Source organism: Alteribacillus sp. YIM 98480 (assembly GCF_009765375.1).
GTDB lineage: Bacteria > Bacillota > Bacilli > Bacillales > Marinococcaceae > Alteribacillus.
In genome coordinates this window covers 202,755-219,153 of the sequence record NZ_VTOK01000006.1, presented here as the reverse complement: position 1 = coordinate 219,153, position 16,399 = coordinate 202,755, and the positions used below count along the sequence as shown (strand labels likewise).

Below are 16,399 nucleotides of genomic sequence, written 5' to 3'. Positions count from 1 at the left end.
ATTATTAACCGTAAGCAATTAATTAACTTCCTTGAAAAATAGGTGATAAATATGGACGTCCTTGATATTGTAATGAACAAAGATAGAGTGTTTCCGTACTACCAACCTATTATTAGTGCTGACAAACAAGAAATTATAGGTTATGAAGTTCTTGGACGGTACGAAAAAGAAGATGGGGAAGTAATCGGACTCGGTTCTTTTTTTCATGATCCAAACATACCTGAAGAATATCGATTAGAAATAAATGAACACATTCAACACCAAGCGTTAATGACTTATTTAAATGAAAATAGAACCGACTTTCTTTTCTTAAGTATTGATGCAAATATAATCGTGTCAGATGGAGGAGAGCATTTTTTTGAAAATCTGACAAATTATAAAGAACAAGGTCTTTCCTTTGAAAATATCGTTCTAGAAATAAAAGAACATGAATTCGCAGGAGAAGTTTCGCACTTAAAACATTTCATTCAATACGTACAAAGCATGCAAATTAAAGTCGCGCTTGATGACGTTGGAAAAAATACGAGGAATTTAGATGCTATTGCATTTTTAGAGCCTAATATTATAAAAGTAGATTTAGAATTTATGGAGGACCATTCATTCCCAAGCATATTTAGTGATGTCCTGCATTCCTTGTCTATGTTATCTCGAAAAATAGGCGCCTCCCTTTTATTTAAACGCATTAGAGAATTTAGTCAACTGAACTATGCCTGGAGACATGGAGCCCGGTATTACCAAGGGGTTTATCTAGGAAAACCAAAATCTCAATTTCTCGATAAAATGTCATTTGCAAAGACGCTGCGAAAAGATTTCCACCACTTTCTTCAATTTGAAAAAAAGAAAATTCAAGCACAGCTCGATTTAATGAACACATTAAACCAGCGACTTCAAGAACAATTAAAAGATAATAAAGCATTGGATGATATCGACAAACTTACCCAGAATATCGCGTCAGCACTAGAGGATATCACCTTTCGGGTATATATTTGTAACCAAGAAGGATTTCAGCAATCGGGGAACGCTGTAAAAGATGAAGAAGGAAATTGGCAATACAGAGCAGAAGAACGCAACCGAAACTGGAGCTGGCGTCCTTACTTTTTGGAAAACATTATCCGAATGAACTATGAAAATAGAGGGATATTGTCAGATTTATACACTGATATTCACAGGGAAGAAAGAATACGAACATATTCTTTCCCTGTGAATGAAGAACTTTATGTTTTCTTAGATATTCCATATTCCTATCTATATGAAAAAGACTTTTTATTATAGATAATTATATTGTGATGATGGTCGGGCCAAATCTATAATTGGCTTGGCCTTCTTTATGGACAAGAAGGAGGAAAGAAATGATTCGGCAGCAAGGAATTTTCCCTTTAATGATTTATTTGTTTTTTGCCTATTCTGCTTTAACTATAATCGTAGGATATGCACCGGTTTACTTTCAATATAAAGGAATATCTCAAACACATATCGGCTGGCTGATGGCGATCGGTCCACTTGCTTCTGTATTTGCCCAGCCGTTTTGGGGATATAGAAGCGATAAATGGAAATCAATAAAAAAAGTCCTCATGGTATGTATGGGGGCAGCTATTGTTATGAGTATTATTTTATTTCAAATGAATTCACTTCCCACGCTTATGCTTTTTATGTTCTGTTTATTTATATTTCTAGCACCGTGTACGGCATTGGGGGACAGTTTAGCGCAAAAAACAGCTATTCAGGAGAAAGTGAATTTTGGTTCTATTAGAATGTGGGGATCTCTTGGATTTGCCGTGACTTCTCTTGTAACCGGTTTTATTCTCGAAACGTACAGTCCGGCTTTTATTCCATTGCCTTTTCAAATTTGTGCGGTTCTAGCTTTTATATTAATCTTTTTTCTAAGCGATGTAAAACCTTCGAAAAAACCAGTAACATTGTTAAATGCGGTAAAATTTGGACTGCAGCCTCACGTATTTATTTTTCTAATACTGATTTTCTTTATTTCAATAGGACACCGTGCTAATGATAGTTTTCTTGGTTTATATATCCTTGAACTTGGCGGCAGAGAATCATTTATTGGAAGAGCATGGTTTGTCGGCGTTGTATCGGAAGCTGTCATTTTTTTCTTATCCGTTTTATGGTTTCGCCGTTTTCATCCGCTCATTTTCATCATTATTTCAGGACTCATTTATGCAAGCCGCTGGTTAATCATGGGGGTGACTGATGACCCTGTAGATTTGATTTGGCTCCAAGTGTTTCACGGTGTATCGTTTGGATTAATGTATTTTTCCTCTTTATCATATATTACAAAGCTTGTCCCAGAAGAACTTCAAGCAACTGGCCATTTATTATTTATTACCACATTTTTCGGTATTTCCGGGATTGCTGGTTCTCTAGGGGGAGGATGGGCAATGGATCAATTTGGCGGGGCTGGGCTTTATAAGTGGCTTGGAATAAGCAGCTTACTAGGTGCGGTGTCTCTCTCTATTTATGCTGTTGTCATGAAAAAGAAAAAGATAAATGCAGCTTTTTAACGGACTAAGGAGGCTTTCCTTATGCAAGATTTAAATATATTATCCTGTTTTTTAACCGAAAACGAGCGTACAAAGATGTTTACTGAGCATACGTTTTCTGATATAAACCTTATGGAGATAGCCAAAAAAATACAGCACGCGGCCTCATATTATGAATGTCCGCGTGTTTTTCATAATATACACGAACTGATTTTAAAATTAGAGAATAAACGACGAACAGCTGCTTTTTGCGGACATTTTTCTGCAGGTAAATCGACATTAATTAATCAGATTATAGGAGAAAATCTATTACCGTCCCACCCCATTCCAACGAGCGCAAATATTGTTCATTTTCAGAGCGGAAGCCCAGCTGCTTTTTCTTATTTGGACTCTAAAACAGGAGAAACCCACAGATTAACCGATAATCAATGGAATGAAGAATGGTTTACAAAGTCGGATAAAATAACAGAAGTGTATCTGACACTACCTGTACCGCATTTTCCGACGAACCTTGAAATATTGGACACTCCCGGGATTGATTCTACAGTAAAAAGTCACAAATCCCTTGCAGAAGCACGTCTCGTGGAGGCGGACACGGTTTATTACACGGTAGATTATCAAAAAGTGGAGTCAGAAGAAAATTTTACTTTTTTAAAACAATTAAACCAATCTTACATAACACCGGTCCTTCTTATCAATCAAATCGACAAACATGAGAAAGAAGAAATGGCGTTTTCTGTCTTTCAACAAAAAATTCAAGCGAGTTTGCTTAAAAAAAACATACATGTGCAAAACATATATTTTATCTCTGCTGCAGATCCTTCGGTAAATAAAAAAGATTGGAATGCTTTTTTAAATGAATTATTTATAAATAATGAATCAACTGTTGATCAAGTCATTCAAACATGTGCACTGGGAATTTACCGTGAACTCGAACATCTCGCAGCATTTGTAAAGGAACACATTCAACCCTCAGAAAAGACGGTCCAACACATGCGCGCCTATATTTCACTGCCAGCAGTAGAACGTGCGTTAAATGAAAAAAAAGAAACATTAAAAACCGTACCAGAATGGGAACGTTTAATTGACAAAGATATCTTTCGAGAATGCGAAGCTATATTTAAAAATGCAAAAATCACTCCTTACCACACAAGAAACTTGGTTCGAGATTACTTAGAATCAAGACAATCTTCGTTTCGTTTAAAAGGAATTTTCTCAAAAAACAAAACATCTTTGGAAAAAGAAAAACGAAAACAAAAACTAATAGACAGTTTAAATGAGAATGTAAAAAACTATATAGACGTGCATTTAAGAAATGGCATACAGCGTATTTTGTCTAATTACAGCATCCATTCCAGATCATTCTCTAATGAGCTGCTTTCAATTCATTACCACATTGATTCGACTTTGTTAAAACGAGCGGAGCGCTTCGGGGCTCAATTTTCGCAAGATTATGTTTTAACTTACAGCCGCATCGTTCTAGACGAAATCAGAAAAAGATACAAGGAAATACTCATTGATTTACTACCGTCTATAAAGAAAGCAGTCCGAGAACAACAACGTATTCAAACGAGGCAGTTATCAGAAGAAGTATCGAAATTACAAGATATTACAGAAGAATGGGCTCAATGGGAGAAAGACCATCATTCGTTAACAAAATGGATAAATGAAGTCATTACACAGTTAAAGAATGCGCGTGAACCTATATCTTTCCCTTCTGGTTCATTCGGTCATACGCAGACATTGTACAAATGGAATAACCTTAATATAAAGGGCACGGAAGTGGATATTGGTTCTTTCTATGGAAATGCTAAACAGCAGCACCGCGAAACTTTTTTTGAATCAAAAGAAAAGGCAGCTCAAAAATTAGAAACGGCCGTAACCTCTTTAAATAAAAAAGGATTGTCTGAAATAGAACAATCTTTAAAAGAGAAAGCTTCTCGTCTTCATCAGAAAACGCACCGTATTACGTTGTTTGGGGCATTCAGTGCTGGAAAATCATCGATAGCTAATGCGCTTCTCGGAGAGCATTTTCTTCCTGTTTCTGCAAATCCGACTACTGCTTCTGTACATTATATTCAAGCACCCGACCATAACCACTCTCATCGTTCGGTGGACATATTTTACAAATCCGAACAAGAGATTATGGATGATATGAATGATATTTTAAGACCAGCCAATCTAACCCTAGCATCTGTTGAAGATTGGTACGACGTTTATGCTAAAAACAAAGAAAAGCTCGCAGATTCCAGAGACGAAAGTGATAAAGAAGAAAATCAAAAACCTGATCCGATGGAGCTTCTTAAAGAGGAAGAAATCACATTAGCACAACAATATTATCAATCCTTTCATACGTTCAAAGATGCTATCGGAGAAATAAAAAATGCAGACTATGAAATATATAAACAAGCTGCAGCAAATGAAGAGCATGCCCTTCTCATTAATAACGTCAATATTTATTACGATTGTTCTTTTACAAGAAATGGATATTTATTAGTCGATACACCTGGCATAGGATCCATTTACCGCCGCCATAGCCAAATCGCTTTTGAAGAAATGAAAAAATCAGATGCCGTGCTATTTGTAAGTTATTATAACCATGCATTTTCAAAAGCAGATCGTGAATTTTTATTACAGCTAGGCAGAACAAAAAATTATTTTTCTTATGATAAATTTTTCTTCCTAGTAAATGCAGCCGACCTTGCCCAAAGTAAAAAAGAATTAAATACGGTATTAGATTATGTAAAAGATCAGCTGATCCGTTTACATATTACCAAACCACATGTTCTTCCAATATCGGGGAAAAACGCCTTAAAATCGTATAGTAATAGACCGAACGAATACTGGCATACTTCTGGAGCTGCAGGATTTTTGGATCACTTTCAACAGTTTGCCAAAAGTACTTTAGAGAATACAATCATGAAAGAAGGAATCGCTGAAATAAGACAAGCAATAACGATTTTGCAGCAGCAGAAAAAGAGTTTCTCTGAAGAAGAGCAAATCCGCATTGCCAAGAAACAATTCTGGCAAAAAGAGTTAGAATCTTTTGTTGAATGGTTGCAAACTACGAATCCCGGTACAGAATGGAAATGGATAGAACAAGAACTAGAAGAATTATTATTTTATGTGAAACAGCGGGTTTTTTACAGATATTATGATGAATATAAAGTACTGTTTAACGCAGCTCGTTTCGAAAATAATGAAAGCTTTTCCTCACAACTGCATCGTTACACAAATGAATTGATTCAGTTTATTTTTCATGAAATTGTTCAAGAAATAAGAGCAACAATCATTCGCATAGAACACTTTATACAAAAGCAATGGGGGGAGCTGCAAGATAGTATACATGAAAAGCTGATACCTGAAATTCGTGGTTTTTTTGTCCGAAAACATATTAATAATTTCCCTGCAACGAAAATAAAAGAACATGTCCCAGTAAACAGCAGTACGTTCTCTTTTATTTCAAACTATACCTCTTATCACCACTTTTTTGTAGAGCAAAAAAACAAAGTGATGAAAGAACAACTAGAAGAAACGCTTCGTCCATACGGAGACCAATTAATTGAAAGATACCATCATCAATTGAAACAAGAATATAAATCCTTTTTTTATAAGCAATGGGAAGGTTTTCTGAAGGATTTTTCCCAAGCCGCAGAAACACTTATTACAGATTGGAAAGAAGAAAACCAAACAGAAGACACAACGGAGTTGGATCAAATCATCAACCATCTAAAATCTCTGATTTGAAGGAAAATTTTGTTTATAATTAACTGCTGTGTTAAAATACTCATAAAGGCACAAACATCGCTAAGTTCCGACAGAAGAATGATGTTAAAGGATGGTTTTAATATGGAACGATGTAACATATTTCTAGACGATGTGAGGCCTAGTCCAGATGATCATATTTTGGTTACGACAGCAGAAGATTGTATTCTGCTCTTAAAAGAAAATCAGCCAATTTCTCATCTGTCACTTGATCATGATCTTGGCAGTAAAAATAAGAACGGGTTTGAAGTAGTATTATACCTATTAGAAAATAAACAATTTCCAGAACGAATCACGATACACTCAGCAAATGCAGCAGCAGGTAAAAAAATGTATCATCACTTACTCCATGCACAGGAATCAGGAGTACTTCCGGCGCATGTAAAAGTTCTTCACCGGCCGCTTCCGCTTAGATTTTCTTAGGATTAAACAAAGAGAAACCAGTATTGCAGGATTGTCCCCACTTAAAAAGGGGGCAGTCCTTTTTAGTTTTAACGAATCGGTCCAACTGAGCTATCCTACTGAGAAAGGAGATAAAAAATGAATAAAGTAATGCTTACAGATAGAGCGAAAGATTTTATCCATAACCACTCAGATTATAAACATCCAAGGATTATTCTAACTTCCTCCTTAACAGGCGGTTGACAGGGAAATGTAGAATTTTCTTTGATTCTGGAGGAATCAAACAGCTCTGAAACGTTGTCCGTTTTTACTGAGGCTGGCGTTCTGCAGCATGCTGGCGATCAGCCGTCTTTAGATCGCCATCCGTCGTTTGGCTGGATATTAAAAAACAAAAATGAAACCCTTGCGATAGGAATAAAAATGAAGAAATACTAAACGATTCCTAACTGCTCGTTACACACCTGGTCATAGACGCATATCATACTCTTAAGAGAGAATAATAAAGGAGACTAGCCGCATGTTTATTGCAGACGCTCATTGTGATGCTTTATGGAAAATGCTGGCTATGAAGCAGCCTTCCTTTAATGGGTCATCACCGCTTGGTGTGAATACGAGCAGCCTTAAACAAGGAAATGTAAAAATTCAAAATTTTGCTCTATACACGTCAGTAAAGAATTCTATAAGTCATCAAAAAAAAAATATAATAAAAGAGTTGTATTTATTCAATAAATATATTGCTAGTGATAACCATATCAAATGGACCCCTTGGAAGCCGATACAAATCACACCTTCTTACACGCATGCTATTTTATCCTTAGAAGGGGCAGGGATGTTCGGGGATAACCTTCATGAATGGAAAAATTTAAAGGAAAATGGTGTGGAAATGGCAAGCCTTACCTGGAACGAAAAAAACGAGCTCGCTGCGGGGAGTTCTCAATCAAACAAATACGGCTTGACAAAAGCCGGTAAAAAAGTCATATCATGGCAAAATAAAAATCATATGATTGTGGATGCTGCACACTTAAACGAACGCAGCTTTTGGGATGTTTTGGAACATGCGAAACATGTCGCTGTAAGCCATGCAAATGTAAAAGCCTTGTATGACCATCCTAGAAATTTAAGCGATCAACAGATAGAGGCTTTAGCAAAACAAAACAGCTTTATTGGATTAACTTTTTACCCCCGGTTTATCAATGGTTCTAACTCCGCTGCTTTTACGGATTTAGCAAAACAAATTGATTACCTTTGCAGCAAAGGAGCGGAAAACATTATTGGATTTGGTTCTGACTTCGACGGGATTGATTCGACGATAAAAGGGTTAGAAAGTCCCGCAGATTTCCCTCGTTTATTAGAATGGCTATCAAAGCATTTTAATGAAAAAATTATTGAAGGAATAGCAGGAGCGAATTTTCATCATTTCTGGAATCGGAAACGAACAGAATAATAATCCTATTGCATTTTCCTTTGCAAAAATAAAGAGATCATCTAAAATATAAATAGAGAAAGAGGTGATGATTCGTGGAAATTACAAATCAAGCAAAAGATTTTATTAAAGAAGTGATGAATGAACATGACATGTCTACGATCCGGGTTGTATTCTCCGGCATGGGCTGAGGCGGTCCAAAATTAGGACTGGCTCTGGATGAGCCGGCAGAAAGCGATGTTAAGCAAGAAGTTAACGGAATTAACGTAGCAATCGAAGAACAAATCGTTTCTCACGTTCAAAACGTGACCTTAGATGTTGAAAGTTCCGGTGAGGGGCAAGTAGGACTTGTCATGAAAGGCGGAACCAACAGCGACTGCTGTTAATAGATGACATGTGGCACCCTTTCCCATCATTGAAGGGTGTCTTTTCTTGACAATTGCCATTTTGAAAACGGTTAAAGGAGGAAAAACTGTGGAAGACTTTAATAATGATACACTTTTATCCTTTCAAAATGTTAGTGTCACCACAGGAGGGAATCAAAGACTGAAAGATATTACGTTTGACATAAAAAAAGGGGAGCATTGGGGCTTATTAGGCTTGAACGGTTCTGGAAAAACAACACTTTTAAAAGTTATAGCAGGATATGTGTGGGCCAGTAAAGGATATTTGGAGAGCTGGCAAGGTACATATGGAAAAATTGATATTCAAAAACTTCGTCAGCAAATAGGCTGGGTTAGTGAATCTTTAGATGACAGATATCGGACGAAACAAACCAGTACCGCTCTTGAAGTGGTATTAAGCGGTCTTTTCGCCTCCATTGGTCTTTATGAAACATTCAAAACGGAGGATATCAAAAAAGCAGAGTACTGGCTTGATTTCTTTGGAATATATCATCTTAGAAACACCCCTTATCTGCACTTATCACAAGGAGAAAAAACAAGATCCCTGCTGGCAAGAGCTTGGATTGCTGAACCCCCATTATTACTGTTAGATGAACCTTGTTCTGGACTTGATGTAAAGGGCAGAGAAGAATTTCTATCTTCTTTAGAACATTTACTTCATCTTGATAATGCCCCTGCTCTTCTTTATGTTACTCACCACCTAGAAGAGATGCCATCTTCGATACAAAACGTATTATTATTGAAAAATGGGGAAATCATGACTAAAGGATCAAAATATGATACATTGACAGATGAGTATGTGCAGCGCGCGTTCGATGTGGACGCACGCATTGTCTGGGAACAAGCAAGGCCTTGGCTTGTTATTTCCTCTCCTGAAAGATGTTAGAGAGATGTGGTAACGTTTTTTAAATTTTTACAAATTTGTCTTTCGGATTGTACATAAAATTTGAACTGCCTGTCGTATCAGCATTCAAGTATTTGATCGTTTTGAGATTTTCACCAAATTTCTTTCTACATGAAGGCAGTTAAGCATTGTAAGTATTTTTAATTACACACGATATGTTACAATACATTTCAGTAATAATTGGAAAGGAGAATTCCTTTGAGTAAAAAGTGGATATTAAGTCTCGCCCTTGCTGTATCCGTATCGGTAACAGCTGCATGTGGAGATGAAGAAGCTCAAGATGGACAAGAAGGTCAAGAAGGAGAAGGCCAGCAGCAAGAAGAGGGGCAAGAGGATGAAGCGAATGAAGAAGCTCCTGAAGAACAAGAAATGCCAGATCCAGACCTTGAAGATATACCTGATGTAGTAGCTGAGGTAAATGGAGAAGAGATATCTAAAGATGAATTTGAATCTGTTTATGTTTCCACTCTTAATACCTATGCGATGCAAGGAATGAACATTGAAGAGCAAGATGATGGCGGTGAAATGAAACAGCAAATTCAAGAACAAACAGTAGAACAGCTGATCGGTCAAGAATTATTAGTACAAGAAGCAAATAATCGCGAATTGAGTGCCAGCCAGGATGAGGTAGAAGCAGAACTCAGCTCCTTAAAAGAACGATTTGGCTCGGATGAAGAGTTTCAACAGGCTCTTGAAAGTGAAAATCTATCCGAAGACGACCTTCAAAGCGATATCGAAAAACAAGTGAAAGTTGAAAAGTTAGTAGAAGATGAGGCTGGAGAAATTGAAGTTTCCGAAGATGAATTACGGGAAATGTATGAACAAATGAGCCAAGCTCAAGACGGAGAAGAGGGAGAAGACAGCCCTTCCTTTGAAGAGATGAAACCACAGCTAGAAGAACAAATGGTGCAGCAAAAAGAAGGAGAAGAAATTCAAAAATTAGTAGAAGAACTTCGTGAAAGCGGAGATGTGACCGTTAATATTTAACGCTGCACACGATCCGGCAGAAAAATCTGCCGGATTTTTTTATGCGATTATATTGCAGTCGGCTCAGAATACGGTAAAATAGAGACAAAAGTACTATTTGGTTTATTTTTGGATTTCACTAGAGGGGGACAATTATGGCTGTCACAAATCAATCAGACATATTACTTGAAAGCGGAACGAATGAATTAGAAATTGTTATGTTTAACGTGGGAACGGGTACATTTGGTATTAACGTATTAAAAGTACGTGAAATTCTTCAACCGGTAGATATAACAGAAACGCCTAATCGGCATGAGCATTTAGAAGGTGTTATACGTTTGCGCGAAGAAGTAATCCCAGTAATAGATCTAGCTAAAGTACTAGGATACCCACCCGCTGACCACCCTAAATATGACAAGTTTATTATAGCAGAATTGAATCAAATGAAAGTAGCTTTTCACGTCCATTCGGTATCTCGCATTCACCGTATTTCTTGGGAGCAGATTGAAAAACCTGGTGACCTGTCAAAAGGCCATGATGCAAATACAATAGGTATCGTTAAAATGGAGCAAGGAATGTCACTGCTGCTGGATTATGAAAAAATTGTAATGGATATTGCTCCCAGTTCAGAAATGCAAGGGATTAAGAGAAATGATGAACATGCTAAGGAACGTGCTCATAAAACACTAATGATTGTCGAAGACTCGCCGGTCCTCAGAAAACTGCTTGAAGATACGCTTGAGGATGCAGGTTACACATCTTCTGTATTATATCAAGACGGAAAAGAAGCTTGGGATTACATTGGTTCTCTTACCGAAACAGATGGCACCGATAATAAACGGTTACCGGATTTAATTATAACTGACCTTGAGATGCCAAGAATGGACGGGCATCATTTAACCATTAAAATAAAAGAACATGAAGAACTTCAGCATCTGCCAGTTGTTATTTTTTCATCGTTAATTACCGAAGATTTATACCATAAAGGGGAGAGAGTTGGGGCAAATGCCCAAGTCAGCAAGCCTGAAATCGGTAAATTAGTCGATGAAATTGATAAGTTAATATTAACGTAATGATGATTAAAAGCTTTAAAAGGGACACCCCTTTTAAAGCTTTTTTTCTCGAAATGAAATTTTTTGTTATATACAATTTCCAAAAAAACAATTGACTGTTTTATAACACAGTTGTATAATTATCATTAACATATAACAAATTGGGAGTGGTTAGAATGAAACAAACACAAAAAAAGACAAACGAACGCCGTTTTACACCAAACAAAGAAGAAAAATCTATTTTGCAGATGATTAACGATTATTACACTGTTCGATAAAAAAACAATATTTTTAAAATATTAGTACAATAACGGAGATATCCCGTTATTGTTTTTTTTTTGACAGATAAGAAATTATAAATAGTTGGCGTTTTACATGTCTAGCGCAAGCGCCTACTCGCTCGGGATTCCTTCGGTTCGTCAATGGAAAGCAAAGATTAGCTTTCCATATGCCGACCCTCCAGGACTTGTCGCTCGTGAGCAAGGCGCTTGCGCTTTTCTTATATCATGACTTACATATAGCTGTATTAATACAACTTTTTATAAAATGTTTTGAATATTCCGTTTCATGACGTATAATAAAAAATAAGTATATTAATCATTAGCAAAGGGGAGACGATCTTTATGAAGGAAATAGATCGCATAAACCTCATAAGAGAACTAGAAGAACTTTGCGGCATTCCGCACTCACTTCTTGTAAGACTAAATGATGAAGAAATGAACAAACTTTATAAAGAAAGAGTAATAGATCGTACCGTCCCATCTAAAAAATAATACAGCTTCTTTATTCTGCTTGAGAAAAACATCCTTCCCTTTAGGCGAAGGATGTTTTTTAAAATCTTTTATACGTCTAAAAGTAAGTGTGTAGTGGTATTTATAAATAATTCGCCATCTAATGAAATAATATTTTGAATTTTATAAATACTGTTTTACAAAATAGAAACAATCTTTTATAATAGAGGAAAACAAACCGAAGTTTGAATTTCAAATAAAGGTTTAATAGAACAATGTCCGCATTCAAAAATGAGTTAGGATAGGGGGATGATAATGAAATCAGTTGTCTATTGGGATAAAAGGAAACTCGAACTAGCAGACGCCTGTTTCGCACCCTAAAGAAGATGAAATATTAGCCAGTAGAATACTGCGGGATTTGCGGATCTTAATTACATACGTATGTGAAAGGATCATATGTGGAACCTGGTCAAGTAATGGGCCAAGAGTTTTCAGGAAGAGTCCAAGTTGCCGGCAACTCTGTTTCAGGCGTAAAAAAAGGAGATCGTGTAGTCATTAAACCATTGGGGAATTGTTGTTCCTGCTGCCAATGTTTACAGGACAGCCTCACTTATACGAAAAAGTTTTTACAGGTGGTTTAATAGGATATGGCGGCACAGTCGGAGAATTTAAAACAATTGGATGCCTCTAAAGCCGTAAAAGTTTGTCTTCAACTATATTCAGAATAAACAACCTTCATTTCTCCATTAACCAATTTACCACTTTTCATTAACTTAATATTAAAAATATTAATAAAATAATTCTTTTCATCTATTTCCTTATTCACAGTTACTAAATCAAACGTAACATTATATTTTACCACACTAAAATGTATGCGCTTACAATAATGAAATCACACGGAACCGTTAATTAGTAAAGCATGTCTTTTGCTTTGTATTACTTTAAAGGGGGGATGTAAATAAGAGCAGGATAATAAAGCAGGGACTACATGGAGGAAGTCTTTATACTAATAAGGGGGACCTTGATGATGAAATGGAAGTCTACGTATCTCTTCATTTTAAGTTTAGGAATGATTATATTCTTAACTGCGTGCGGAGGGGAGTCTGAACAAACTGGATCAGATGCAGAAGGAAACAATTCCGATGGAGGGTCAACTGGGGAAGAAGTACGCGGGGTGACAGATGATGAAATAATAATAGGAAATATTGTAGCCCAATCCGGCCCCCAAGCCATCTACGGCCAAATTGCGCAGGGAATACAAACATACTTTGATTATGTCAATGAAAACGGCGGTGTTCATGGACGCCAGTTAAAACTTCTTGCATATGACGGTGAGTATACCCCGGCAGTAGAAATGCAGCAAGCTCAAAGATTAGTGGAAGAAGAAGAAGTCTTTCTCATGCTAGGGAATGATTGCACACCGTGTAATACCGCTACCAAAGAATATTACGAGGAACAAGGAGTCATAAATATGATGCTCGGATCTGGAGCACAACAATTTTATGAACCTCCAAGTGATTTCTTTTTCGGTTCTGAGATAGCAAACTATCGAATAGAAACAAGAGTGTTTTATGATTATGCGGTTAATGAGTTAGATGCTGGAAGGATTGCGATTGTTTACCAAAATGATGATTACGGTAAAGAAGGGTACGAGGCAGTAGAAGCTGTTCGCGATGATTATGATGCAGAAGTCGTTACGGAAGTACCGTTTGTAGCCAATGAAGAGGACTATACGACCCATGCGCAAAAAGTCAAAGATGCGGATGTAGACACCGTCATTATGTTATCTACACCAAACCCTGCCGCTCGGCTTAAACAAGAATTTCACGCCATCGGCTTAACTGATATTAATTATATTGTTTCATCTGTCGGCGGAAATGACACGACCATGTTTGAACTTGCCGGTGAAGATGTATGGGAAGGCACATACAGTGCAGGCTCCATCCCGGTACCTGATGCTCCTGAAGCTGAAGGTAATGAAGCAATAGAAACATACCTTGAGCAATATACAGAAGCTTACCCGGGTGAAAACTACAGCGGCGTTCCACAATGGGGATATGCAGGTGCTGAAGTCTTCGTAGAAGCATTGGAACGTGCTGGAGAAGATCTTAACTATGACACTTTCAGAGAAGCCCTGTACTCATTTGATAATTGGACAGAAGGGACATATGCAGGTGTCACATTTAGTCCGGAAAACCACTATGGCTTAACAACTCTATTTATGACGAGAGCGCAAAATGGAACGATTGAATCGGTGACAGATCTAATAAATTATGATCCTGAAACCGGGGAAATCAATTACGAATAATGAATGAATCACAGCGGGATGTCGTATGTCTCGCTGTGATTGTTCAATCAACGATCAAAGCATAGTAAACATTAAATAGCTGCAAAAAGGAGGAATATCATTGGAAGCACTGTTACAGATAACTTTCGGCGGTTTAATTTTCGGAAGCATCTATGCTCTGGCTGCGATAGGAATCGTAATGATTTACAAAACAACGGATGTTGTTAACTTCGCTCATGGGGAAATGGCAATGATCACAACCTTCATCAGCTTCACTTTTCTCCAAATGGTTGGATTATCCTTTTTTGTATCTTTTTTATTAGCATTAATTTTTGCAGCGATATTTGGAATGACTGTTTATCAGGCAATCATAAAACGTGTTCAAAATGCTCCTCCCCTTAATCAAATTGTTGTTACGTTAGGTTTATTTTTGGCTTTTAACGGAATTGCAGGTTTAATTTGGGGATATACTCCGCACGGATATCCCAGCGCCCTAAGAGGGGATTCTTTTCAAGTAGGTAGTGTTTTTATGTCCCCGCACCAGTTGTTTATTCTTGGTATTACGTTAGCATTGATGATTCTTTTCTTTATTTTATTTAAATACACTAAAATTGGCCTGGCCATGCGTGCAACTCAGCAAGATATGCAAACCTCTTCTCTAATGGGAATAAAAGTATCTCAAGTATTTAACTTGACTTGGGCAGCAGGTGCAATACTTGGAGGCGTTGCCGGCATACTAACAGCTCCAATCACCTACTTAGAGCCCAGCATGATGATAGATATTTTAATAATGGGCTTTGCAGCAGCTGTATTTGGTGGATTTGTAAATCTACCCGGAGCTGTTATTGGAGGATTAATAGTAGGAGTATATAGTAACTGGGTTAGTTATTATATAGGATCAGAGTTAAGTGTAGCCTTTGTTTTTCTACTAATAGTACTAGTATTATATGTAAAACCTACTGGACTGTTTGGAGCAAAATACGTTAAAAAGGTGTGATGCAATTGAAAAGTCAAAAATTGAAATATATTTTCAATTCCGTCGTTCTTCTATTTATTATTGTGTATCCGTTTTTAATGAATATGTCTGGATATTGGATGACTCTTCTCGTTATGATGACTATTTATGGCATTACCGCAGTCGCACTAAATATTATGATAGGATATGGCGGGCAAATATCCATTGGACATGCGGGATTTTTAATGATCGGGTCGTATTCCGTAGCAATAATAGCCGACCGGTTTGAACTTCCTTTTGTCATAACCCTGTTGTTAGCAGGTATTATAACAGCGTTTGTCGGGCTGATTATTTCCTTCTCTGCTGTTAGGCTCAAAGGGCATTTTCTAGCAGTCGTAACACTAGGTTTTGGTATTTCTGTCCCTGTTATTGCCTTAAACTGGACTTCTCTTACAAATGGATATTCAGGAATGCTGGTCACAAGGCCTGCCATTCTGAGTGAATTGTCCCTCTATTATTTTATCGTTGGGTGCACTGTATTGTTTCTCTGGTTCATGTATAACATCTTGCACAGCAGCTTTGGCAGAGCGTTTATTTCCATTAGAGAAAGTGAGATTGCAGCTCAGTCTTCTGGTATTAACACAACATTCTACAAAACCTTAATGTTTGTTATTAGTTCTTTTTTTACGGGTATGGCAGGCGGACTTTATGCCTATTGGATCGGTTTTGTCGGACCGACTGACTTCCCCGTTACGATATCTTTCTTATTGTTAGCCATGATTGTAGTTGGTGGAATGCATTCATTTTATGGTCCGATTTTTGGAGCCGTTTTGTTTTCGATCATCCCGCACTTTACTGATGAATTCATGGGAATAACAAACATTGTCATCGGATTAATATTAGTTATTATTATTTTGTTTAGACCTGAAGGATTAGTCACCATTGTCGATTGGTTTAAAATGAACAAAACTATGGAAAAAGCAGATACAATTAGCAAAGAAAGGGGTTCATGAAC

At 37.1% G+C, this 16,399-nt stretch carries 16 protein-coding genes; all 16 read left to right on the top strand.

The window, feature by feature from the left end; genetic code table 11:
• Positions 1-51: 51 nt before the first annotated feature.
• The 16 genes from FZF09_RS09895 (at position 52) to FZF09_RS09830 (ending at position 16,397) form a co-directional block, all read left to right on the top strand.
• Positions 52-1,272, top strand: coding sequence for an EAL domain-containing protein (locus tag FZF09_RS09895; RefSeq protein WP_158736425.1), 1,221 nt, complete (start codon positions 52-54; stop codon positions 1,270-1,272).
• Between the two features lie 77 nt (positions 1,273-1,349).
• Positions 1,350-2,516, top strand: coding sequence for an MFS transporter (locus FZF09_RS09890; RefSeq protein WP_158736424.1), 1,167 nt, complete (start codon positions 1,350-1,352; stop codon positions 2,514-2,516).
• Positions 2,517-2,537: 21 nt separating this feature from the next.
• Positions 2,538-6,242: a dynamin family protein gene (locus tag FZF09_RS09885; protein WP_158736423.1), complete on the top strand. Its 3,705-nt coding sequence runs from the start codon at positions 2,538-2,540 to the stop codon at positions 6,240-6,242.
• Positions 6,243-6,344: 102 nt separating this feature from the next.
• Entirely contained in the window at positions 6,345-6,683 is a 339-nt protein-coding gene (locus FZF09_RS09880; RefSeq protein ID WP_158736422.1) for a cyclic-phosphate processing receiver domain-containing protein, read from the top strand.
• A gap of 243 nt (positions 6,684-6,926) precedes the next feature.
• Positions 6,927-7,097, top strand: a complete 171-nt coding sequence (locus FZF09_RS09875) for a hypothetical protein (RefSeq protein WP_158736421.1) — start codon at positions 6,927-6,929, stop codon at positions 7,095-7,097.
• A gap of 82 nt (positions 7,098-7,179) precedes the next feature.
• A complete protein-coding gene (locus FZF09_RS09870; RefSeq protein ID WP_158736420.1) occupies positions 7,180-8,106 on the top strand; it encodes a dipeptidase in 927 nt (308 codons plus the stop codon).
• A 74-nt stretch (positions 8,107-8,180) separates the two neighbouring features.
• Positions 8,181-8,471 carry a HesB-like (seleno)protein gene (locus FZF09_RS23455; RefSeq protein WP_483296080.1) on the top strand — a complete coding sequence of 97 codons (291 nt, stop codon included), beginning with the start codon at positions 8,181-8,183 and terminating at the stop codon, positions 8,469-8,471.
• Positions 8,472-8,559: 88 nt separating this feature from the next.
• On the top strand, positions 8,560-9,375 hold the full coding sequence (locus FZF09_RS09865) for an ABC transporter ATP-binding protein (protein ID WP_158736419.1): 816 nt from the start codon (positions 8,560-8,562) through the stop codon (positions 9,373-9,375).
• Between the two features lie 216 nt (positions 9,376-9,591).
• On the top strand, positions 9,592-10,380 hold the full coding sequence (locus FZF09_RS09860) for a SurA N-terminal domain-containing protein (RefSeq protein ID WP_158736418.1): 789 nt from the start codon (positions 9,592-9,594) through the stop codon (positions 10,378-10,380).
• Between the two features lie 134 nt (positions 10,381-10,514).
• Positions 10,515-11,432 (top strand): chemotaxis protein, encoded by a 918-nt coding sequence (locus FZF09_RS09855; protein WP_158736417.1) that lies wholly within the window; start codon positions 10,515-10,517, stop codon positions 11,430-11,432.
• 354 nt (positions 11,433-11,786) lie between these two features.
• The gene (locus FZF09_RS23035; protein WP_255450469.1) at positions 11,787-11,921 is read left to right on the top strand and encodes a hypothetical protein; all 135 of its coding nucleotides are present in this window, start codon (positions 11,787-11,789) and stop codon (positions 11,919-11,921) included.
• 113 nt (positions 11,922-12,034) lie between these two features.
• Positions 12,035-12,184: a hypothetical protein gene (locus tag FZF09_RS09850; RefSeq protein WP_158736416.1), complete on the top strand. Its 150-nt coding sequence runs from the start codon at positions 12,035-12,037 to the stop codon at positions 12,182-12,184.
• 401 nt (positions 12,185-12,585) lie between these two features.
• Positions 12,586-12,783 (top strand): alcohol dehydrogenase catalytic domain-containing protein, encoded by a 198-nt coding sequence (locus FZF09_RS23325; protein ID WP_370514444.1) that lies wholly within the window; start codon positions 12,586-12,588, stop codon positions 12,781-12,783.
• Between the two features lie 383 nt (positions 12,784-13,166).
• Positions 13,167-14,450 carry an ABC transporter substrate-binding protein gene (locus FZF09_RS09840; RefSeq protein ID WP_158736414.1) on the top strand — a complete coding sequence of 428 codons (1,284 nt, stop codon included), beginning with the start codon at positions 13,167-13,169 and terminating at the stop codon, positions 14,448-14,450.
• 100 nt (positions 14,451-14,550) lie between these two features.
• Positions 14,551-15,426, top strand: a complete 876-nt coding sequence (locus tag FZF09_RS09835; protein ID WP_233269467.1) for a branched-chain amino acid ABC transporter permease — start codon at positions 14,551-14,553, stop codon at positions 15,424-15,426.
• A 5-nt stretch (positions 15,427-15,431) separates the two neighbouring features.
• On the top strand, positions 15,432-16,397 hold the full coding sequence (locus FZF09_RS09830; protein WP_158736413.1) for a branched-chain amino acid ABC transporter permease: 966 nt from the start codon (positions 15,432-15,434) through the stop codon (positions 16,395-16,397).
• The last annotated feature ends 2 nt before the right edge of the window (positions 16,398-16,399 follow it).

Excerpts from the sequence above, each read along its gene's own strand:
- FZF09_RS09895 (WP_158736425.1), top strand. The coding sequence starts at position 52 with ATGGACGTCCTTGATATTGTAATGAACAAAGATAGAGTGTTTCCGTAC.
- FZF09_RS09890 (WP_158736424.1), top strand. The coding sequence starts at position 1,350 with ATGATTCGGCAGCAAGGAATTTTCCCTTTAATGATTTATTTGTTTTTT.
- FZF09_RS09885 (WP_158736423.1), top strand. The coding sequence starts at position 2,538 with ATGCAAGATTTAAATATATTATCCTGTTTTTTAACCGAAAACGAGCGT.
- FZF09_RS09880 (WP_158736422.1), top strand. The coding sequence starts at position 6,345 with ATGGAACGATGTAACATATTTCTAGACGATGTGAGGCCTAGTCCAGAT.
- FZF09_RS09870 (WP_158736420.1), top strand. The coding sequence starts at position 7,180 with ATGTTTATTGCAGACGCTCATTGTGATGCTTTATGGAAAATGCTGGCT.
- FZF09_RS09855 (WP_158736417.1), top strand. The coding sequence starts at position 10,515 with ATGGCTGTCACAAATCAATCAGACATATTACTTGAAAGCGGAACGAAT.
- FZF09_RS23035 (WP_255450469.1), top strand. The coding sequence starts at position 11,787 with ATGTCTAGCGCAAGCGCCTACTCGCTCGGGATTCCTTCGGTTCGTCAA.
- FZF09_RS09850 (WP_158736416.1), top strand. The coding sequence starts at position 12,035 with ATGAAGGAAATAGATCGCATAAACCTCATAAGAGAACTAGAAGAACTT.
- FZF09_RS09840 (WP_158736414.1), top strand. The coding sequence starts at position 13,167 with ATGATGAAATGGAAGTCTACGTATCTCTTCATTTTAAGTTTAGGAATG.